Source organism: Paraburkholderia sp. BR13439 (genome assembly GCF_040948805.1).
GTDB lineage: Bacteria > Pseudomonadota > Gammaproteobacteria > Burkholderiales > Burkholderiaceae > Paraburkholderia > Paraburkholderia youngii.
The window spans coordinates 215,299-237,384 of sequence record NZ_JBFPKN010000002.1 but is presented as its reverse complement, the minus strand read 5'-3'; the positions used below and the strand labels follow the sequence as shown (position 1 = coordinate 237,384).

The window sequence follows — 22,086 nt, the reverse complement described above, 5'->3', positions numbered from 1 at the left end:
GACTAAGGAACCGGCCGGACCGGCGAGCCGCTCGCCGGCGAGGTATCGGCGCCGATCGTGACGGAAGCGTGCCGCCCCTGCCAAACAGGTTTGGCGAACGTCAATCTGTCGAGGGGCGGATTGAGCGTGACCTTGTCGATCACCAGCCGGTCTTTCCTATCCGTCCCGACCGGGCCGCTTTCGATGACGAACGGAATCCGCACGCCATCCACGTCCCTGAAGTCGCGATACATCACCTCGACGATCGCGGGCTGGCCCGAAGGACCGCGCGCCTCGCGGTCGGACTTCACATCGAGGAAATTCTGCGCGTCGACCCACACGTGGCGCGTCGCACCGGAGGGCAAGCGCAGCGCCAGACGATAGGTATCGCGTCCTTCGACCTTGTCGGTGCCTTCGAGTGCGACGTCGATGCCCTTCGCGGCGTGATCGAGCAACGGGCCGTCGATGACCTGCGCGTCGCGCGCGAACTTCACTTCATCGTTCGTATAGGGGCGCACATCCGGACCGCCGCTTCCCGACGGGCGCACTTTCCAGCCTTCCTTGCCGTCGAATACGTGCACGATCATCTGATTGGCCGCCGTGACCTCGAAGCGAGTAAGATCGGGACGTTTCAACGTGAGCATGAACGGCAGATTCGACGCGGGCGCATTCGGACTGTCCACGTGCCCGACCCACTCCATCGACATGACCTTGCGCCAGGCATCCGCGCCGCCGCGAGCCTCGGCGTTCCTCGCGACGATTTCCTCCGTGCCAAGGCGGTCGTCCGACCTCGCGGCCGGCATTTGCGCCAGCACGAACGCGGCGGCGATCGCCACAAGCACCCACCACCAGGCAATCCGTTTCATGACCTTCTCCAGGTGTGCTGCCGTCGCTAGCGAGCCGGCACCTTGACCATGGCGAGTTGCGGCTTGGCGAACAGCGAATCGTCGGCGGACTGATTCACCGTCACGTGCTGAATCGTCATCTGATGGGTCTGCTTCACGCCCGCGACTATTGTCTCGAGCGTATGCGGCACGACCAGGCCGTTTTCCGCGTGGTAATCGCGGAAGTAGACGGCGACGTTGTGCATGCGCCCGTCGAGCTTGCGCGGTTCGCCATCCATTTTCAGCTCGAGAAAGTTCGTCGCGTCGATCCACACATGACGCTCGGTGTGATCTTTCGTCGTCAGCAAGAGCCTGTAGGCGCGGTGGCCCTCCACGGTATCCATGCCCTGCACCGCGACCTGGCTACCCTTGCTCGCGTAGTCGATCAGCGGGCCGTCGAGATCGGCGGTGTTCGCGGCCGATTTCGCCTCCGCAGACGTATAAGGCTCGGCGTCATTGCGTCCGAGGAACGGCCGGACTTTCCAGCCTTGCGAACCGTCGTAGACCTGATACGCCGTCTGATTGTCGAAACGAAGTTCAAAGCGGCTCTTGTGCGGCCGCTTCATCGTCATCGTGAACGGCAGCTTGACTGGTTTGGTGCCGCCCACGTCGATCTGTCCTGTCATCGTTATCGTGTTGACGGCGTGCCACGCCTTCAGACCGCCGCGCGCAGCGACGTTGCGCTCCACGATCTGCGCCGCGCTCAGGTCGGCCGCCGACGCCGCGGCCGGCATCAGGGCCGCGGCCAGCAAGGCCGCCATCGGCACTGTCATCGAAAACAACCGCTTCATGGCTCACCCCTCCCTTTTGTTCGCGGATCGCTGGCGCGATCATTCGACCACCAGTCCATCGATATGAAACGTGCCGATCAGCACGTTGACGCGATCGCCTGCCCTGATCAGATTGCCTTTGTTGGAGAACACCACCCAGTATTGCTGGCCGACCTCCTGCGGACCGGTCTGCCGAAGCTGGCCGATCGTGTCCATCATCGGCACTTCGAGCAATGCATGACTTCTCTCGCCATACAGATACGGCGTCGAGTTCTTGTCGCCGAGCAACTGCGCGACCGCCGGGTCGGTGACGCGATAGCTGAAGCGCAACAGATTGCCGGAGGCGGTGCGCCGCACGCTCAGGTTGTCGACGCCATGCATCATTTGATACAGCTGCTGCGCGTGCTGCGGCACTTTCACCGGCATATACGGCGACGCCTTTGGCGAAGTCGCTGCCGCCGCCAGGTTCTGCTGCGCCGCGGCTGAATCCAGCATGACCGCGGCCAGACAGACACCCGATAGAACCAACGCGGCTCGCCACGCCGGAGACGATGGGTGTTTCATGGCAAGAGTCCCCCGGGACCGAACGGCAGCAAGCTTCCTGTCACCAGCCCGGCGAGACCGGCATTTTTACCATTGCTCGGCAACTCGACCGCGCCTATATCGACCTTCCCAGCCTGCGGGCGCGGTGTGCCGAAGAAGTCGTGGTTCGGCGCACCAACCGCCGTGGCTGCGTTGACGGCCGGCGAATTCGACTGGATCGCATAGTCGCCGAGCGGCACGCCGTAGCCGGCTCCCTTCGTAATCGTGGCGTTGGACAGCGACAGCGGCCCGTACGACATGTTGATCCAGTTGTTGCCTTCATCCGGCGTGGCCGACGGCAGCAGGCTGAAGAGCGGATTCGGCAGCACCGTGTCGGCAATCCCCGGAGGCACCGCGAAGCCGTTCCCGCCAGCTTCAGGCGGCACACGCGAGCCGTTGCAGTACTGGCTGACCACGTCCGGATTCGTGCCGATGTTGTTCGCGTGCGGGTAATCGGTGGCATCGGTCAGGATCGAATACTGCGGGGCCAGCGTCACCCCCGACTCGTGCGTCGCGGGCGACCCATCGCCATACCCGCCGATGTCCCAATACTTCGCATTCGGATCGCAATATCCGGTCTTCTGGCCCTTCTGGTTCAGCGTCGGGTTCAGTGTGACCGTGTTCTGCAAGCCCGGAATGTTCGGATTGAGTCCAGCCACGGTGATATAGAAGGAGCGGTTTTGCCAGAACACGTTGTTCGTCAGCACCGGGTCGGAGAACGTCTGGCAGTCCGTCACGTTGCCAGGACACTTCAGGTTTTTCGAGCTCGCGAACGCACTGATGAAGTTCGCCGTATGCCGCGCGACCTCGAGACCTGCCGGCTGGAACGTCGACGTCGTGATCGGGCTGCAGGTCGTTTCGGCGCCCACCGTCGTGCAGTTCGGCGGCCCGACGTTCGCCTGTGCAGCCAGCGCCGTGTTGAACAGCACGCCGGCCGACGAGGTCGAATCGTTCGAGATCACCGTGTTATTGATGAATTTCACCGCCACCGCGTCCTGCAGCGACACGCCTCCGCCCGCCCAGCCCGCCACGTTGTTCGCGATGATGTTGTTGATGACGGTAACGTCGTTCCACGATTTGCTGTCACTAGGACTGCGCTGCACGTCCGTGCCGTTGATGTTCTGCAAGCGCAGACCGCCGCCTTTACCGCTTTCCGCGGTATTGCCGACAATCAGGTTGCCGTCGATCACGAGGCCCGGACCGACGCCATCGGAAAGCTGCGGCGCGCAGTCGATGTCGACCGTCGAGTTTTCACAGAAGGTGCCGTCCGGCGGCACGCCCTGGGCGATGATGCCGCCGCCGTACGTCGGCAACGTCGGGTTGTTGCTCTGGTTGAAGATCACCCAGTTGTGCGAGATGTCGCCGTTGTAGCTGAACCCGAAGTGAGCGATGCCGCCGCCGTCGCCGCTGCTGATATTGCCGCACACAAAGTTGTAGTTGAAGTGATAGTTGTCGGCGCCCGAGCAGAACGTCACGCCGGCCGCGGACGAAGGCGTCGTCGAGTTGATTTCATCGCCATACGACGCGTTCGAGGTCACCGCGTTGTGGTGCACGTTCACGAATGTGTTGTACCCGAACGGCAACTCCGTGACGCCGTTCGCCGAGATCGTGCCGTCCGGCACTTCGACCTGGCCGACCGTGATGCCGCCCGTGAGCGTACCGGCGTTGCTCGACACGCGGTTGTTCGACACCTCCGTGTAGTGGTTCCAGCCGTGCAGGAAGATCCCGCCGCCGCCTTGCGAACTATTCGTGAAGGTCATGCCGTCCACCCGCGACGGATTGCACAGGAAGTTGCTGGGGTACTGGGCGCAATCCTTTTTACTGCTGGTGAGCGGCGTGCAGATGCCGTTCGCCGTGCAGTTCGCGTCTGCCTGCCCGTTCACGTCGGCCACGCCCTTGCCAAGCACCGTGATGGCGGCGCCTTCGTAGGCTCCCATCAGCGTGGGTTCGATCAGCAGTTCACCGAGATTGCCGTTGAGCGTATTGTCCCAGCCTATCGTCGGTTCCAGCGGAATCGCATCCACTTGCCGTTGCATCGCGCTGCTGCACGAGTACGTGCCGGTCGGGTCGTACGAGTTACTGGAACTGATCAGGCCACCGTTGAGCGCCACGCCGAACAGGCAGTCGACCTGCCTGCGCCACGGGTCCATCTTGCCGGACGGGTGGGGATTCGCGTTGACCGTCACGGAGCTCGCGCCGACGCCTTGCAAACGAACCGGCTTCCACATCAACAGCATCTCCTTGTAGACGCCGGGGCCGACGATGATCATGTCGCCCGGGGTTGCTTTGTCGATGGCAGTCTGGATGGCGTTGCTCGTGCCGTTCTCGCCAGCTACATACGTAGGTGCCTTACCGCCGATCGTGACAGTGACGGTATCGATCGACTTCTTGCCGTTGCCGGCCGTGATCACCAGTTCACCGCAGCTCGTCGCCGCGGTTACGCCCATCTGCTGGATCGTGCAGCTCGACTGCGCCGGGCTCAGGTTCGGCACCGTCACCGTGATCTGCATGTCGCTCCACGAGGTCACCGTCGCGGCGGCACCGCCGATTGTGACCGTGCCAGTGCCCTGCGCGGCCCCGAAGCCATAGTGGCGCGTGACGAACTTCTGGTTGAACGGCGCCGTGGTCGCAGCCGGTCCGGTATAGGCATGGTTGACTACGGTCTGATCGCCGAGCGCTTTGATCGTCAGCGTACGGCCGGCCGCACTGACCCACGGACCTGCCCCGCCGCCGCTCGAGTCGCCGGTCACCGTCGAGATGGCGGGAGTTCCGTCTGGATACGCGCAGTCAGGCTGGTTGTAGCCATCCGCGAAGGCCTGGACCGGCACGACCGGGGTATCCATGTACTGCGTCTGACCGGGCATGAACGGAATCTCGTAGCAGAACTGGCTGTACGCCGGGTTAAAGAGCGGGTCGCGTATCGTCTGGCCGGGGTGCGCCGGATCGGGCTTGTCGGGATCGTTCATGCAGGCCACCATCATGTTCGGCGAGTAACCCGTCGGGTTCGGCGGATTCACTTCCCACGTCGAATATTGCAGCCCGTTGAAGATGCCCCACTGATCCGCATACACACGCGACACTTCATTGCCGGCGAAGTCCTTCAGCGAAACCGGCACGTTCGGCACCGCGAACTTTTCGCCGAACTGCGGCGAGTACGGGTCGAACTCCGACGAGAAGTCATCCAGCATGAAGCCCGTGAAGTGAGCGGCGACGTGCGTGGAGCTGAACACCCAGAACTTCACGACCGCCGACATCTGGTTGGTCAGCGTGACCTCCTTGCGGTCGCACAGGTGCCGGGACGCGCCCGCGAATGGTGCGACTTCCTGCGAACCCGGGAACAGGCTGATGAAGTCGGGCACGATCCGCAGCGCACCGACGCACGGCCAGGACGGTTGAATGACGCCCGTAACCTCTTCGTTGCGAGTCTGCATGCCGAGATCCGTGGTCGGGTTCTGCGCATTGTTGGCGTTGTAGCTCGAATTCACCGCCGCCTGGTCGGGCAGGATGAAGATGTTGCCGAGACTGCCGAACTGTTGCGTCACCGGCGCGATGTAGTTGTCGCCGATCAGGATGTTCTTGTCCTCCTCCTTCACGAGTTCATAACCCGGCGGCACGATGACTTCGACCACGTACTTGCCCGCGGGCAGCATCTTCGTGCCGTCGCCGGACGGATTCGCCACGCAGATCGAGCAGTTCGTGCCGGTCGGCTTGCCGGTGGTCGGGTGGCGGCCCGTCACGCTCGGGAACTGGTACATCCCGTCATACGGCGCGGGCTGCAACTGGTTGAACGCGTGCATGCCGTCATAGCACTTGAATTGCGAGTCGTACGGCAACGGGCGCTCGGGATCGAGCCACTGCTTCGAGCCTTTCAGCGTGAAGAAGAACGGGTCCGTGGTTTCCTGGCCCGGACAGTTCATGTTCGGCACGCCGTCAGAGCGGAAGCCCTGCGCCCACTCGTCCCAACTGCTGGTTTTGGTCGTATCCACGAGCGCGAGGCTCTGGGTGCCGTCCGCGGCAACGCTCTCCTGATAGAGGTTCACCGTGACGTTCGGCACATTCGGCGTCCAGCTATTGTGAGAGAGTTGGGCCGGGTCGTCGAACGGCCGTGTCGACGCATAGACCACTTCGCCACGAATGCCGCCATTCTCGGTCGGGCCGAACGGCGTCTTGCCGAATTCGAGGAACGAGCTCTGACCGGAGAAGCCTTGCCAGCCCATGGTCGTCACCCATGGCGGATCGATCCGTCCCGTCGATGGATTGGTGCCTGAGCGATCGTTGCAGTCCGCGTCGTTGCAATACACCGAGCCGGGGAAGCGCAGCTTGGTCGGCAGGTGTGCCGTCGCGGATTCCTTCGTATTGGCGTAGTGAGCCGCAATGGTCGAGGTACCGCCGCCAGGTGTGCCATCAGGCGGGCCGCCCGCGTCGTAGACCGCATGGACGCCGGTCTGCTTGTAGCGCGTCGTATCGGCCTCGGCGATGTACCAGTTGAACAGCGGGAATACTTCGTTGAACGACGCATATCCGTTCATGTCGGTGGTCAGGAAATTCGAAAAGCTGCCGTCGCGGAACCGGATCGTGGTTGGCACGAGCGCGAGACCGGGCTTGCTGGCATCCGACACGCCATTGCCATTGGTGTCGAGGAAGGTTCGCGTGTACAGATTGGTGTGCCATTGAAGCACCGACAGCTCGCCGACGTTCGCCGTCTGCCCCCCCTTCACCGCGACGGCCGTCGCCAGCCCGTCGACGATCTGATCGTTCCACTGATCGAACACCGTGATTCTGTAGGTGCCATCGGGCAAGCCGCTGATGCTGAACGAGCCGTCGGCCGCGCACTTGGTGAAGGCGACATCCTCGCCGTCCGGATCGCCGACGCTCACGTAGCACTGCGTGAAGCTGAGCGAGTTGCGCGAGCCGGCGCCGTAGAGGTTTTCGTTAGGCGGCCGGCTGTAGTGCAGGTTGGTGATCTGGCCTTTGATGCCGTTGTTGCAGGTCACGCCCTTGCAAAGAAGCGGCAGTCGCGCATTGATGATCTTCGGATTGGCAAAGCCGATCGTCACGTGAAAACCCGCCGGCCCGAATTCCTGGAAGTACGCCGGGCCGCCGACTTTGATGAACGCATCGTGCGCTTTCTGGCCGTCGAGCGTGTTGGTCTGCAGCCACTCTTCGCCGCGTGCGATGCGGTCGGCCGCAGGGTACGCGGCCACACCGAAGCGCCCCGGCATCAGATTGGCGATGATCGCCTGACCCACCAGCGGTGACAGCGTCTTGCCGTCGGACTCGTATTTCGGGCATGTCGGGATCATGCCGACGATGCCGTCACTTGACGTCTTCGAGATCGGGCAAGCGTCGAGACCGGTGGCCGGGTCCTTCATTCCCGCCAGCGAGTTGGACAGCGGATTGTTGAACATGTCATAGGTCATCTGTCCGGTCGCATCGCCCGTGCCGCCCGCGTCGTCGAAGAGCTTGATTTCGAAGCCGCCGAGGCCCGGTTCGCGCGCCGTGCCGAATGCATCCGTACCGCCGCTCACGTCCACTTCACCGTTGACCGGCGCGTCATCTTCAAACACGAACACCGAGATTTTCGCGGTCTGCAGTGGGGTCTGTTGCAACAGCACGTTCACTGCCGTTTGCGCTGCTGCGATCGGCGCGCCGCCCATTGCGTGACCGCATTTGCCGGTACCGGGCGCGAAGTCCGCGCCGCCCGGACCGGAGGGGCAGTCCTTCGAGATGTCGAATTGCCGTGGCTTACCGTTCGACCCCGTTACCGGCGCGCCGGAGCCTTGCGCGAACGTGTTGCCCGCGTCGCCTGGCAGGATCGAAATGTAATAGTGCTTCGTTGGATCGAGCGCGACTTGCGACGGATCGACCGCAGTCTGTTGCGCGGCGGTCGTGCGGCATGCTCCGTCGCCGACGTCGCACACGGCCGGCACATGCGAGTTGGTGGCCGGATCGAAAACCGTCTGCCCCGATTCGCACGCTATGGTTCCCACGCAGCCCGCCGCGACGACCGGCATGTAGCTGGTATGGAAACTGGTGCCGAGACTCGGCACCGGCAGCGGCGGGCAGGTAGGCGGACGCCCGGCGCCGTTCACCTGGCAGGCAGGATCGATCTGGAACGTGCGGTCCTCTTCGATGATCCAGCGATAGTCGTTGAGCGCTATGCCGGTCGGCGCGTCCTTCACCGCCACTTTCAGTCCGCTGCCGCCCTTGAACGTCACGGTGACCTTCGCCGGTGAGCTAGCCGTGTTCTGCGAATTGACCGCCTTGTAGCGGAACGTGACCTTGGCCGTCGCGTTGCCCACCGGCGGCGTCGACGGGACGGCGTTGAACGAACCATCGGCGTTCAGCGTGACGGTGCCGCCCGGGTCTGTGCTCGTCAGGACCGCGGTGAGCGGCAGGCCAGACGGGTCCGTGTCGTTGGCGAGCACGCCCGGAGCGCCGATGTGCAGGAGCGAAGCGACATTGCTGGTGTACGTGTCGTCGTTTGCAACGGGTCCGTCGGACAGGCAATGAGCCTTTTCCGTGCAGGCCGCCAGCGTCACGGTTGCCGTCAGCTTGGGATTGCCGTTCGCCTGATAGACGAAGCTGTCCGTCGTCGTGCCGCTGTTCGGCACATACGTGAAGGTGCCGTTCTGATTCAGCGTGAGCACGCCGCCTTTCGGCGGGGTCTTGACCTGCACGCCGGAGACGCCCACATCGTTGGCGATCACGCCGCGGGCGGGATCCGTCACGCTCAAGGTCTTGCCGGGCACGAGGTAATACAGGTCGGGGTTGGCCTTGGCGCCTGTGTTGGCAGCCGCCGACAGCGACGTTGCGCCGCCGTTCACGCTGATGTACCCCTGCATGCCGCCATCGCGTTGATTATTGGTGGACAGGCTCAGCTGGCGATCGAACACAGGCAACGCGGGTGCGCCCGTTGCAGGCGCATTCATCAGCACGTCATAGGTTTTGCCGGCAGCGAGGAACACCTCCGACTGAACCCGCAGATTGCCCGGCAATACGTTGCCGTCTTCCGCCAGCAGCGAGAAGCCGGACACCGGGGGGGTGCCGGTTTGCGCGCCCACCACCGACGGCACGTGCATGCGCAGCCCGGCATTGACGAAGCGCAGCAGCACGAGCCCCGTCGAGGCCGGCGCGGCAGCCGCAAAGCTCGAAGCGGACGCGTTGGTGCGGTCGAACGCGATGCCGTTGATCAGGTAGTAGCGCGGGTCGTAGTTCACCGCCGGCGGATAGCAGGTGCCAAACGTGGATGACGACGGATTGCCGCAACCGCCTGGCTGACCGGACCAGACTGTGGTCTCGCTGAAGCCGGACGTCGTCACCGCCGAGGCCACGGCGGCGTTCTGCACCGGATCGATTTCGCTCAACACGAGCGGCACGTCCGCGTCATAGCTGACGCCGGGATAGGCCAGCGCGCGCGTCGAGCCATTGGCCGGCGTTCTGACCACCAGTACGCCATACAGGCCCATCGGCCCCTGAATGGACGGATGCGTACCCGACTCGATCAGGTAAGTGCCGGGGCTGAGATTGTTCCAGGTCAGGGAGGTCGTCTTGCCATGCGTCACCTCGTTGGCGAACGACTGCACCCGCGGCGGCTGGGCGGGTGGCGTGAAACTCGCGCCGCTCGCGCTGCTGGCGATCGGCCAGGTGGTCGCGGTTTGCGTCGCATGCACCGGGCTTGCCGTGCTCGTCGCTGTCGTGCCTTGGCCGACACCGAGTTGGCCGACCACGACAAGCGAAGTCGGTATCGAGCCCGGCAGACTGTTCGTGAGATTGATGGTCAGCGAGCCGGGCGGCACCGTGATCACGACAGGCGACCAGTTTGCGCCCGCGCCCGCATTCGACGCCGCGCATGTAGCGGGCGCCGTCGCCGCCGCTGAACAGGCGTAACCCCACATCGGTACGACCTGTCCGTCGGGAAGCGCAATCGTCGAGGCCTGCGCCGTCAGACTGACACTTTGCGCGAAGGCCATGCCGCTCGCCGTGAGCAGGATCGTTGCGGCGACGCCCGCCTTGATCAGACCGAGGAGCGTCCCTCTGAACTGGGTGGATCTCATCGCGTTTCTCCCCGCCTCTAATTTCCTTCGTTGATCGTGAAAGCTTGCGGATCCACGAGCATCATCATCATCATTCCGCCTGGGAAGATGTTGTTCGTGGTGATCTCGCGTTCATTGTGTGAGTGCCACATAAAGGCGAAGCCGGCTTCGCTAGTCGGTGGGTTCGCGACCGTGCCCGTGGGCGGCGTCGACCCAGTGAAAGAAGTCGCGCGAATGGTGGCATCGGGCCCGAGGTAGGGACTGCCACCGTACCAGGCACCGTTGGTCAGCACACGCGCATCCGGCAAGGTGACCGGACCGCCGCTGCCTACGTTGCCAAATGGATGAGCTTCCAGCGGCTTGTTGTGATCGGCGCACCACTCGTAGTAATTCGGCGCTTTCGGGTCGGCCGTGTAGTAGCCGTTCGCATCCGGAATACAGACGCTGCCGTCGCCCGGCTTGTGCCCGTACACGTCCCAATTCAGGCCCTTGCCGGTCCAGTAGAAGATACCGTCCATCGCGAGGCCCGGCGTCGTCGTGGTCGTGAACAGCAAGGGGCCGGCGAGCTTGGTCGCATCCGTCTTGCTCAGCAGCAGGTTGCCGTCACGCGCCAGCACGCGCACGTGATTGCCGTGTTCGTGGAACGGATGCTGCCAGCGCCCCGCGCCGATCACCCGCAGCAACACCAGTTCGCCAGGATGCATGTGCGGATTGCCGTTGTACGGCTGATTCGGATATTGCGGCGCGTAGTTCGCGTCCATGTCGTCAGGCATGGAGCGCCCGTTGATCAGGAAATAGGCCGGGTGATAGGGCTCGGTTTCGACGGTCATGCAACCGGTGGACTGGGTGCACGCTTTGGCCGCTTGCTGTTCCGCCTGCGAGTGGATGCGCGGATCCATTTCGGCAAACTGGAACAGATACTCGCGGTCGTAGCAGGTCGCGCTATGGTTGTAGGCCGCCGCGGCATTCCGGTAATCGGGCTGGCCGTCGGGCAGCGTCGAGGATACGGCGCGGCAGCCCGTCGGCACCGCGAGGGTCCCGGGCGTGGAAGTCGGCAAGACGATCAGCGCGCCGGACAAGCCCATTTCGATCTGCAAATCGCCCTGCGTGCCGCTGTAGTAGCTATGCGTTCCCGGCGTCGCCGCCACGAAGCTGTAGGTGACCGTGTTGCCGTGGGTCGCCTCGCGTGTCAACACGCCTGGCACGCCGGTCTGCGTCGCTGGACAGGTGCCATCCGAATTCAGCACCGCCGCGCACACCTGGAAGCCCGGAAACAGGATCGAGGTATTGCCCGCGGCGGCAGGTAGATTGTTGGTGAGCTTGACCGTCACGACGTCGCCCTGCTTTACGATCAGTGTCGGCCCCGGAACCTGCATGCTGGGACAGTTCGCGCCCGCAATGCCCGCTGGCGAAAATCCCGCGGGCGCCGTGCGGCACCCGTAGCCCCACGCGTAAATGCTCGCGCCGTCCGGTTGATTGATACGGTTCGCCTCGGCGCTCAGATCGAACGACGTTCCGGTGATACCCGGCGCGGCAGCCTGCGCATGCAGGCAGAACAGTGCCGCCAGCAACGCGGCGCCGAATCGCGCGAAGCGTGTCAAACGCGCGATGCATGCGGGGTACGCACGCAGGGCGATCCACCTTGCGTTGATGAAGTTACCCACGGTTGTTCTCCTAGGAGCAGGACTTCGTGGTCGGGTCCACCGAGTGGCAGATGTGGACCTCGGTCATCAACCCGCCGAAGTTCTCGGCGTCGTTGGACAGGTGATCGAGGTTCGGCGTGTACAGGTAATAGACCGAGCCCGGCGCGTACCTGGTCGTATCGCTCGCGTCGAGAATCACGTCGATCGACTCGCCGCCGCCCAGGGTGACCGAGTTCGTGTTGTAGGTCATGTCGTTGCCGGCCAGGTCGCGCAGCAGCCGCGCATTCATGCCAATCACGTGCATTGGAATGCCGAGCGAAGCGAGCGTCTGAAACTCCGTGACGTCGAGGTCGGAGATTCTGAGCAGCGCGCGGCCGCCGGCCGGAATGTTGATCAGCGCGGGCAGCGGTTGCGAAAAGTGCTTCGATCCGTCAGCCACCGGCGTTTGCATCGGTCCGGGCGTCACCGTGTCCGGATAGCTGCGGCCGTTCAACATGAAGTGCTTGTCCTTCATGTCGACGAAGGGCTCCGGATTGAACGTCATGCCGATGAAGTGGAAGTTCGGATCGAAGCCGTGGATCTGGATCGGATACTCGACGTCGTACGCAGTCGAACCGTCGCCGTCGTTGTAGGCGTAAAGCGTCGGCGTGCCGCTCTTGTTGTTCACATGCATCACGCTGTTTTGCGGCGGCAGCGGCGTCGAGCACAGAATGTCGCTGCCGCATGCGGTGCGCGGATCGAGCTGCTGCGACTGCAGCGACGCGTAGAGCGTCCCCGTCGTGACGCGGTTCTGCCTGGGCCGCACGTAGATCTGCCCGACCATCCCCATCTGCAAATGCTCAGGCGGCGTGATGTGGCAGTGCCAGAAGTAGGTGCCGGCATCCGGTGCGAGGTAGTAGTACGTGAAGCTCGCACCGATGTTGATCGCCACCGACGCATCCGGCACGCCGTCGAAGAACGAGGACGCATTCGGATAGCCGTGGAAGTGCACCGTGTGCTGCTCGAACAGGTCCGGGCGCATGATCATCCCGACGTTGGTGAGCGTCAGGAAGAACTCGTCGTCCTCGTCGATGGCCATCATCGGCGCGGGAATGTTGCCGTTCATCACGCCGATGTCCATGATCGGCCGCGGGTCGACGTGACCCGTCATCTGACCGGCCGGCACCGAATCCGGGTCGGGCGCGATGCCGACCGCGCCGTTGTAGTTCGGATTGGTTTTCGCATCGCCCTGGACATTGAACACCGAGGGGAACTCGGTGCCGGGCAGTCCGTTGCGAATATCGGCGAGACCGGATAACGGGCCGAACGAGAACATGTAGGTTTGCGTGCCGTCGCCCATCGTCGCGTAACCATCGCCGCCCGAAATCTGCTGGCACTTGATCGCGCCGTTGACGTTCTTCGTCGGGGTCGAGTTCGATCCGGTCACGGACGGACCGACGTAGGCCGGTTCGCCCGCACCAGCCGGCAGCGCGGTCGGATGAAGCGTCGTTGTCGGTGGACATTGCACGCGGAACGACTGAGCAAATGACGGCAACGAGAATAGCAATAACAGCAGCGCTGCAAAGCCGTTCCGACAGATTGGAATACTGAACATATGACCTCCGTCCAGGGGGCAGCCAGCGCGAACCGCGCTGGAGGTCATGCTCTACGGTGGGGCACTCACCGGGTACCGACGACCTGAACCCGTAGATTGATTCTGCAGACGCGTGCAGGCGTCTGGGATGGGTCAACTCCCTACACTTGCGGTAGGGGCGAACCCAGCGGGGGGCGGGAAGGTCTGCTGCAAGCGGGGCTCATATACCCGCCATGAGCTGCGACCGCACAAGGCGAAGCGGCGCTCGCGATGCCCAGTGGATATCTTCGTGTTGGATCACACACCCGGGATGCGATGAGGTTGACCCTTGACCGCGTTGCCCGCTAGATTTGAAGGTTCAAGCGCCGCCAGTGCGAAATCACTTCCCGTACAAGATATCTGTAGAAGAACTCGATGGGGTTGCGATGGGGGGTGCGGGGTGACGGAAACGACACAGCGTTTCGCGATGTCACCCGAAGCGACGGTAGCGAACTCCTTGCTGTTCGCAATATGCGTGTATCGATGTCCGGCGCCTGCGTTAGAACGGCGAGCAACGCCAGTTTTCAGGCGCCGGTCCTAGGCGCAAGGCGCCAAGTTTCCGGTTGCACTACCTGAATTCACCTATAACAAGGACAGAACAGGTGGCAAACATGCTTCAACCGGCTCTCGAATTGCGTATTGCCTATTGCCTGTTGGCCTTCCGCAAAGCACCGTCAGCCTCTCGGGCACAAGTCCTGATGTGCTCGATCCGTCAGTTCGACCCACCTGCCACGACACTTCAACCAGCCGGGAGAAACGACATGAGGATGATCGGTTTGCTGGGACTGCTGGCGAGTGCCGCTGTGCAGGCTCAGGTCACGCTGCCGTTGCCAGAGGCATACCCGACGCTGCTCGGGGTCTCGTGCGGCGGTGTAAATGTGACCAGCTATGTCACGGGATTCGACGCGAACGGGTATATCCGCGGCGAGGTCTACGCGTGGACCCGCTGCGGCGCATCGGGGCGCGGCGGCGGCTACCACGCCCAAACCTATCAGTCCTGGCACACCATCGTGTGGGACATGCGCCAGAACTACAAAGTGCTGCCTTATGACAACATGGTTCCGGACCCGGCATTCACGGCCACCGACGCGTACGGCAATAGCATCCGGAACACCTGTTCCGTTACGACCGACGGGCAGCCGGCCTGCGTCGCCAGTGCCTATATCTACTATGCTCCGCCCACTATGACGCCGATTTCGGACACCGTGACCGTTAGCCCGGTGTGCGGGCAATAGCCGGCGCCGGACGCTGTCGTTAATGACCGTTCGACGGTCGGCGCTAGCTTGCCCCCACCGGCAGACAGCGACTTTTTGCGCGCTGCTGAAATTTGCCCGAGAGCCGACGCGATTACGACCGTAGCCGAAACGGGTCGACGAGTTCGTTCATCATGTCAAGCAGCATGGCGCGATCGCGTTTGATTTCATCGATTGGGCCGCCCAAACTCAGTGTCATCGCATCGTAGCCGCGCTTCATGGGCAGAAGCATTGCCAGTGCAGCGGCTCCGGGCATGGACACGCCCGTGGAAAGAGCAAAGCCGTCGCGGAGCGTCTGCGCGATGCTTTTGCGTACGTCCTCCAGTGCAAGGTGCAAGTCGGGATTGCGCTCGAGCGCGTTGACCTTGCGTAGCAGGTTCGCGACCTCCCTATCTGTTCTCGTGGTCAGCAACATCTTGCCGGCGGCGCTGTGAAACAGGGGACGCAGCGCACCGCTCGAACTCGTGAAGCTGCCGGCGCGGGTTGCTTGCAGCACGTGCAGATAACGCACATGGGTTCCGTGCTGCGCGCCGATCATGACCGTGTGACCGCAGCGATCGAGCACGCTCCTCATCAGGCGCAACAGGCTTTGCGCGCTGTACATCTCCTCCTGAATCCAGGCCGTTGCGAGCGCAATCCGCAGATTGGGCACATACAGCCCGGTGCGCGCTTCATGATCGAAATAGCCCGCTTCCGTCAGGCTTTTCATGAGAACCGAGGTACTCGATTGCGGATAGCCAAGCGATTGCGAAATCTCCTTGATCGTCGCGGGGCTTCGCGTTTCCGCGAAATATTCGAGCACTTCGAGAACCCGGTGGGCTGATTTGACCTTAGGAAGGGAGTCCATAACGATGATTTTGAATCACATATGTGATGGTTGTGTTCCACGGATTATAGGCGGACTAAGCTGCATGCCAGCTCGCTGCGATCGGCGAGTGCAATGCACCGCACCAGCCATGTCATTGGTGCGCAGACATCCAGAAAAGGTCAGGGTCGCGCGGTTGCCGCCATCCCTCAAGACCAGGAGGAGGCAGAGTTTTATGGAAAACGTCGGAAACGTACTGTCCGCGGTTGAGGTCAAGAGAAGCTCGCGGTATCGTGCATGGCTCTTGTTGCTGCTCAGCCTGATCTACGCATCGAGCTTCATCGATCGTATTTTCATCGCCGTCGTGGGGCAGTCGATGAAGGTCGACATGAACCTGAGCGACCTGCAGATCGGGGTGCTCGGCGGCCTCGCATTCTCGCTGTTCTACGCGACGCTGGGCATCCCGATGGCCCGGCTCGCCGACCGGATGAGCCGGGTCACGCTGATATCGCTGTCGATTGCGGCATGGTCGGTGATGACCGTGCTGTGCGGCACGGCCGGCAATTTCGCGCAGTTGCTTCTGTACCGGCTTGGCGTCGGTATCGGCGAGGCTGGCAGCACGCCCACCGCTCATTCGCTGATCTCGGACGAGTTCCCCGAGGGACGCCGCGCCACCGCCCTCGCGATCTATGCGCTCGGTCCTCCGCTTGGTGCGATCGGGGGCGCGATCGGAGGCGGAATGATTGCACAACATTTCGGCTGGCGGCCGGCTTTCTGGGTCGTCGGCGCACCGGGGCTCATCCTGGCCGTCATTGCTTTCCTGAGCTTGCGCGAGCCCGAACGCGGCGCCATGGACCGGATTACCGCCGTTGATGCGCAGCGCAATGCCTCGCTGCGCGCTATCGCGGCCATCCTCTTGCGCAGCCAGTTGTTCGTGCAACTCCTGCTGGGCACAGTGATCGGCGCGTTCGCCCAGTACGGCATCAATCTGTTCATTCCGGCGTATCTAACACGCGAATTCGGCCTCGATGCCGCGCAGGCCGGGATGATGTTTGGTCTCACGATCGGTGTCGGTGGCGCGATCGGCACGACGCTCGGCGGATGGATTGCCGACAGGGCCGGCTCAAGCGACAAGCGCTGGTATGCCTGGGTACCGGCTTGGGGCACGCTGCTTGGCTTCGTGCCGGTATCCCTCGCGTTCATGCAGTCCGACTGGCATCTCGCGGCGGCGTTCCTGTTTCTCGCCACGATCCTGTTGAGCTCCTGGAACGGACCGACTTTCGCGGCGATTCACGGCCTCGTTGCGCCACGCATGCGCGCCACGACCTCGGCCTTCGTGTTCCTGATGATGAACTTCATCGGCCAAGGCGGCGGTCCGACGTTCATTGGTTTCCTTAGCGACCGCCTTGCCGCCCATCTGTTCACGGCCGGCGACTACCCGAAGGTCTGCCGGTCCCCGCATGGCGCTCATGGTGCGATTGGGGCGGTGGCAGACTCGCCGCTCGCGCATGCTTGTGCGGAAGCTTCGTCGGCCGGTCTGCGCTACGCGATGCTCTCGATGAGCATTGTCCTCGTGTGGGCTGCGTTCCACTACTTCCTCGCGGTGCGCCACGTCGACAAACGGCGTTGACGCTGACCTCATCGACTCCCAACTACGAACACGATCATCATGCTTACCGAAGAACAGAATCGCCAACTGACTCAGGTTGGCCTGGGCACGCCGATGGGCGAGCTAATGCGGCGACACTGGCATCCGGTCGCCGGCATCGACGAACTTGAGCGAGAGACGATCAAGCCGGTGCGCCTACTTGGCGAAGATCTGGTCCTTTACAAGGACCTGAGCGGACACTACGGCCTGATGGAGCGCTACTGCGCGCATCGCGGCGCAGACCTGGCCTACGGCTTTGTCGAAGACCATGGCCTGCGCTGCAACTATCACGGCTGGCAATACAACTATGGCGGGCAGTGCGTGGCGCAGCCTTACCAGGATCTGGTGGCACCGCAAGGCACCATGCGTGAGCGGATCAAGCTCAAGGCCTACGAGGTCCGTGCGTGCGCTGGCCTGCTGTGGGCCTATCTCGGTCCTAAACCGGCTCCTCAGTTGCCGGATTGGGAACCGTTCCACTGGCGCAACGGCTTCGTGCAGGTTGCGTTCGCAAGCGTGCCCTGCAATTGGCTGCAAACCCAGGAAAATTCGATCGATCCGCTTCATTTCGAGTGGATGCACGCCAACTGGGGACGCCGGCAGCGCGGCGAGCGCGACTATGCGCCGGCGCATCTCAAGATGGCATTCGAGGAGTTCGAGCACGGCTTCATCTACCGGCGCGTGACCGAGGATACCGACGAGTCGCATCCGCTCTGGACGGCTGGTCGTGTCTGTCTCTGGCCCAATGGCTTTTTTCTCGGGGACCATTTCGAGTGGCGGGTGCCCATCGACGACGAAAACACGCTCAATGTGACGTGGTCGTACGTACGCGTGCCCCGCGAGTCCGAGCCCTATGTCCAGCAGAGCATCCCAACCTGGCATGCGCCGGTCACGGATCCGCAGAGCGGTAAATGGATCAGCTCGCATGTGATCAACCAGGACATCATCGCGTGGTGCGGACAGGGGCGTATAGCAGACCGTACCCGTGAAAACCTGGCTGCCAGCGACGCCGGCATTGTGATGATTCGCCGTCAGTACTTCCGGGACATGGAAGCCGTTGCGCAGGGGCGTGATCCGAAAGGCGTCCTGCGGGAGTCTGCCGGACCTGAGGGCATTCCGCTGCCCTGCGGCGACTGGCGGGATTTCTTCACGAACAGTCTGCCTCGCGGCGAGTATGAGCGTCATCCCAAGTGGAGCAAGCTACTGCATCATTTCCTGTTCCATCCGGGGCAGCCCCAGGCGGTTCGCGAGGCGTGCGAAGCTGCCACCGGCGTGGCCATGAAGGACGTTGGCAGCGCGGCTGTGGCTGTTTGAGGTTGGTCGCGGCTTCCGGTATGCCGGAAGTCGCGAGGCATATTGAAACGCAACTCAGTGTTCAACGAACGCCACTTTGATCGAGAGGTTATCGCGATGAGGCTCACGTGAAGATCCGCGGCAATCGGGTCTGTCTTTGTTGCTCTGTTGCACAGACTCCAGGCCCGCATCCGCAGCTCTGATTTCCATCTCACGCGCGAGGCCGCGCAGCCTCAGCGGATTGCACTTCGACACGAACATAGCCGAAGCGCTTGGGCGCCGTGGCTAAACCAAGTGACATGCATCTGCGCTCGCGGCTCCATGGCCCAGCCATTGTTCACGAGTACGCGAGACGACTTTTCCGGGCGCCGTCGTCGCAACGTGCATTATCACGCCAGTGCATCGAGATCGCTTATAAGTTCCGGCACGATGGTGAACAGATCGCCGACGAGACCGTAGTCGGCCACGCTGAAAATCGGTGCTTCCGGATCCTTGTTGATCGCGACGATGACCTTCGAGTCCTTCATGCCCGCGAGGTGCTGGATCGCGCCCGAGATGCCGACCGCGACATACAGTTGCGGCGCGACGATCTTGCCGGTCTGGCCGACCTGATAGTCGTTCGGCACGAAGCCCGCGTCGACGGCTGCGCGCGATGCGCCCAGTGCCGCGCCGAGCTTGTCGGCCAGCGGCTCGAGCACCTTCGTGTAGTTCTCGCCATTGCCGAGACCCCGGCCACCGGACACGATGATCTTCGCGCTCGTCAGTTCCGGACGATCGAGCTTCGTCACTTCTCGGCTCACGAACTGCGAGATGCCTGCGTCGGCTGCGGCTTCGATCTTTTCGACCGCTGCGCTGCCGCCTTCGGCTGCGACGGCGTCGAAACCGGTCGAGCGCACCGTGATGACCTTGATCGGGTCTTGAGATTGAACCGTTGCGATCGCGTTGCCCGCATAAACAGGACGCTCGAACGTGTCGGCGCTACCCACCGCGGTGATGTCGCTGATCTGCGCGACGTCGAGCTTCGCGGCGATACGCGGCGCGACGTTCTTGCCGTACGCGGTAGCCGGCGCGAGGATATGCGTGTAGTTCCTGGCGATGGTCAGCACCGTCGCTTCGACGTTTTCCGCGAGACCCGCTTCGAGTTGCGGCGCGTCGGCGAGCAGTACCTTGGCGACGCCGGCGATCTTCGCTGCGGCATCGGCTGCGGCTTGCGCGTTGTGACCCGCGACCAGCACGTGAATATCACCGCCAATCTTCTGTGCCGCTGCGATCGTGTTCAGCGTCGCGGCCTTGATCGACGCGTTATCGTGTTCTGCTACTACGAGGTTAACCAGATTCGTCATTTCTTGCGTCTCCTCACAGCACCTTGGCTTCGGTCTTCAGCTTCTCGACCAGCGTCTTCACGTCCGGCACCTTCACACCGGCGGAGCGCTTCGGAGGCTCGGCGACTTTCAGCGTCTTCAGACGCGGCGTAACGTCGACGCCGAGGTCTTCGGGCTTCACCGTTTCCAGCGGCTTTTTCTTGGCCTTCATGATGTTCGGCAGCGTCACGTAGCGCGGCTCGTTCAGGCGCAGATCGGTCGTGACCACGGCCGGCAGCGTCAGCGACAGCGTTTCCGCGCCGCCATCCACTTCACGCGACACCGTTGCCTTGCCATCCGCCACGACCACCTTCGACGCGAACGTCGCCTGCGGCAGGTTCGCCAGCGCGGCGAGCATCTGGCCGGTTTGGTTGGAGTCGTCGTCGATCGCCTGCTTGCCCAGAATGACGAGCGAAGGCTGCTCCTTGTCGACCAGCGCCTTGAGCAGCTTCGCGACTGCGAGCGGCTGCAGGTCTTCGTTCGATTCGATCAGGATCGCGCGATCCGCGCCGATCGCGAGCGCGGTGCGCAGCGTTTCCTGCGACTGCGTCACACCGGCCGACACGGCGATCACTTCGGTCGCGACGCCCGCTTCCTTCAGACGCACCGCCTCTTCAACCGCGATTTCGTCGAACGGATTCATCGACATTTTCACGTTGGCGATGTCGACACTCGTGTTATCCGACTTCACACGGACCTTCACGTTGTAATCGACGACGCGTTTCACCGACACCAAGACCTTCATTCATTTTCCTTTCGTAATCAAATGGACAACCGAAGTTGCCCGAATGCTGGCGTCGGATCTCAAGCCATCAGGCTCAGTCATCACGATGACGGCCTCTGGAACGCTGGTAGAAACATCTGCAACCACCGTAACGGGCACACTCCCCCAACCACAATGGCGCTACGATGCGAGCGGTTCAGACTTCTCAGCCGAGCAGCGCTGAAATCAGGCGACCAGATTGACCGCCGTTGCCGTCGCGAGCAGCTTGTCGTCCTGCCAGAGTTCGCCCTCGACATTGACGACGCGCGAACCCTGACGCACGAGGCTCGCGCGGCCGGTAATCAGGCCGGGCTTGCCCGGGCGCAAAAAAGACACATTCAGGCTCAGCGTCGCGCAATGCTTGTCCTCGCGGAGCGAGGCCATGCACAGCAACGCCGTGACGTCGTCGAGCATCGCCGCGAGCATTCCGCCCTGAACCTGCCCGGCAGGATTCGCGAATGCAGGCAAGCCCTGATATTCGCATTCGATGCGGCCCGCCTCGATATCGACCAGGACAATCCTGTTGCCGAGCGTGGTGCTGATCGGCGGTGCCGCCAGTTCGCCGTCCATAATCTTGCGTATGTACGGATGGATCGCCGCAGTCATTGCCAGATGAACCCCGAAAAAGATCGGGCGCAACATGCGCCCTCGATAAAAATGCGTTCAGCGCCTCTCAGCACCCCTTGAATGCGGGCGCGCGCTTTTCCTGCCAGGCCAGCGCACCCTCGCGCAGATCGTCGGAGGCATCGGCGCGGGCCAGATCCTGGGCGTAATCGACAGCATCGAAGCGACCCGCCGCAATGCGCGTCAGATGCTTCTTCATGCCGAGCAGCGCAAGCGGCGCCATGCCAGCCAGTTGCGCGCCCAACGCGCCGGTCACTTCGTCGAGACGCGCGGGTTCGACCACCTCGTCGAGGAAGCCGCAATCGCGCATCTGCCCGGCATCGAAGCTCGCGCCCGTGAGCAGCAGACGCTTGGCCATGTTCACGCCAAGCCGCGAAACATAGCGGTGCAGGCCGCCCTGATAGAACAGCAGGCCGAGCTTCGCGGCCGGCACGAACATCTGCGAATGCGTGACGCCATAGCGAAAATCGCAGGCCAGTGCGAGATCCGTCGCGCCGCCATAGACGCCGCCGTTCACCGCAGCGATCGTCACCGGCCGCGCGGTTTCCAGCTCTCCCGCGAGGGCCTCGAAGGCTTCGCCGATATTGCCGGCGCCGACGCCGTGGATATTGAAGCCCGAGCAGAAATGCCTGCCCTCGGCGCGCAGATGCAGAACGAGCACGTGCTCCATCGCATTCACTTCGCGCAGGTAGCCGCGAATCGTCTCGAGATCGGAGAACTCAAGGCGGTTCGCGACCTGTGGACGGCGCAGCGTGATGACGGCCTCGCGGCCATTGACCACCAATTCCGGCGCCTGGCCCGATGCCATCTCGCTCATTGCCATCTCTCCTGTATGT

At 62.9% G+C, this 22,086-nt stretch carries 14 protein-coding genes and 1 pseudogene; 3 read left to right on the top strand and 12 right to left on the bottom strand.

All coding sequences use genetic code 11. The features are described from left to right. Positions 1-2: 2 nt before the first annotated feature. From AB3X96_RS04985 to AB3X96_RS04960, 6 genes are all read right to left on the bottom strand, one after another. The gene (locus AB3X96_RS04985) at positions 3-845 is read right to left on the bottom strand and encodes a hypothetical protein (protein ID WP_368588823.1); all 843 of its coding nucleotides are present in this window, start codon (positions 843-845) and stop codon (positions 3-5) included. A gap of 26 nt (positions 846-871) precedes the next feature. Continuing rightward, positions 872-1,654 (bottom strand): outer membrane lipoprotein-sorting protein, encoded by a 783-nt coding sequence (locus AB3X96_RS04980; protein WP_368588822.1) that lies wholly within the window; start codon positions 1,652-1,654, stop codon positions 872-874. 39 nt (positions 1,655-1,693) lie between these two features. Beyond that, positions 1,694-2,197, bottom strand: a complete 504-nt coding sequence (locus AB3X96_RS04975) for a hypothetical protein (protein ID WP_368588821.1) — start codon at positions 2,195-2,197, stop codon at positions 1,694-1,696. Beyond that, complete coding sequence (locus tag AB3X96_RS04970) at positions 2,194-10,272, bottom strand: Ig-like domain-containing protein (protein ID WP_368588820.1); 8,079 nt, start codon at positions 10,270-10,272, stop codon at positions 2,194-2,196. Before AB3X96_RS04970 ends, AB3X96_RS04975 begins: the two co-directional genes overlap by 4 nt. 17 nt (positions 10,273-10,289) lie before the next feature. After that, entirely contained in the window at positions 10,290-11,861 is a 1,572-nt protein-coding gene (locus AB3X96_RS04965; RefSeq protein ID WP_368589067.1) for a multicopper oxidase domain-containing protein, read from the bottom strand. 64 nt (positions 11,862-11,925) lie between these two features. Next, positions 11,926-13,488 carry a multicopper oxidase domain-containing protein gene (locus AB3X96_RS04960; RefSeq protein ID WP_368588819.1) on the bottom strand — a complete coding sequence of 521 codons (1,563 nt, stop codon included), beginning with the start codon at positions 13,486-13,488 and terminating at the stop codon, positions 11,926-11,928. Between the two features lie 620 nt (positions 13,489-14,108). Between AB3X96_RS04960 and AB3X96_RS04955 the strand changes: the two genes are divergently transcribed. Next, positions 14,109-14,741 (top strand): hypothetical protein, encoded by a 633-nt coding sequence (locus AB3X96_RS04955; RefSeq protein ID WP_368588818.1) that lies wholly within the window; start codon positions 14,109-14,111, stop codon positions 14,739-14,741. Between the two features lie 112 nt (positions 14,742-14,853). Here the strand turns inward: AB3X96_RS04955 and AB3X96_RS04950 are convergent, their stop codons facing one another. Together AB3X96_RS04950 and AB3X96_RS04945 are read right to left on the bottom strand one after the other, a co-directional pair. After that, the gene (locus tag AB3X96_RS04950) at positions 14,854-15,363 is read right to left on the bottom strand and encodes an IclR family transcriptional regulator C-terminal domain-containing protein (RefSeq protein ID WP_368589066.1); all 510 of its coding nucleotides are present in this window, start codon (positions 15,361-15,363) and stop codon (positions 14,854-14,856) included. Between the two features lie 90 nt (positions 15,364-15,453). After that, positions 15,454-15,606 (bottom strand): annotated as a pseudogene (locus AB3X96_RS04945) (helix-turn-helix domain-containing protein); the annotation flags it as partial. Positions 15,607-15,799: 193 nt separating this feature from the next. On the opposite strand from AB3X96_RS04945, the gene AB3X96_RS04940 reads away from it, so the two are divergent. Beyond that, complete coding sequence (locus AB3X96_RS04940) at positions 15,800-17,194, top strand: spinster family MFS transporter (RefSeq protein WP_368588817.1); 1,395 nt, start codon at positions 15,800-15,802, stop codon at positions 17,192-17,194. 39 nt (positions 17,195-17,233) lie between these two features. Further along, the gene (locus AB3X96_RS04935) at positions 17,234-18,523 is read left to right on the top strand and encodes a Rieske 2Fe-2S domain-containing protein (RefSeq protein ID WP_368588816.1); all 1,290 of its coding nucleotides are present in this window, start codon (positions 17,234-17,236) and stop codon (positions 18,521-18,523) included. 368 nt (positions 18,524-18,891) lie between these two features. On the opposite strand, the gene AB3X96_RS04930 is transcribed toward AB3X96_RS04935, so the two are convergent. From AB3X96_RS04930 to AB3X96_RS04915, 4 genes are all read right to left on the bottom strand, one after another. After that, complete coding sequence (locus tag AB3X96_RS04930) at positions 18,892-19,836, bottom strand: electron transfer flavoprotein subunit alpha/FixB family protein (RefSeq protein WP_368589065.1); 945 nt, start codon at positions 19,834-19,836, stop codon at positions 18,892-18,894. A 22-nt stretch (positions 19,837-19,858) separates the two neighbouring features. Next, on the bottom strand, positions 19,859-20,608 hold the full coding sequence (locus AB3X96_RS04925) for an electron transfer flavoprotein subunit beta/FixA family protein (RefSeq protein WP_176108479.1): 750 nt from the start codon (positions 20,606-20,608) through the stop codon (positions 19,859-19,861). A 204-nt stretch (positions 20,609-20,812) separates the two neighbouring features. Next, a complete protein-coding gene (locus AB3X96_RS04920; protein WP_368588815.1) occupies positions 20,813-21,268 on the bottom strand; it encodes a PaaI family thioesterase in 456 nt (151 codons plus the stop codon). Positions 21,269-21,299: 31 nt separating this feature from the next. Beyond that, the gene (locus tag AB3X96_RS04915) at positions 21,300-22,067 is read right to left on the bottom strand and encodes an enoyl-CoA hydratase/isomerase family protein (RefSeq protein ID WP_368588814.1); all 768 of its coding nucleotides are present in this window, start codon (positions 22,065-22,067) and stop codon (positions 21,300-21,302) included. Positions 22,068-22,086: the final 19 nt, after the last annotated feature.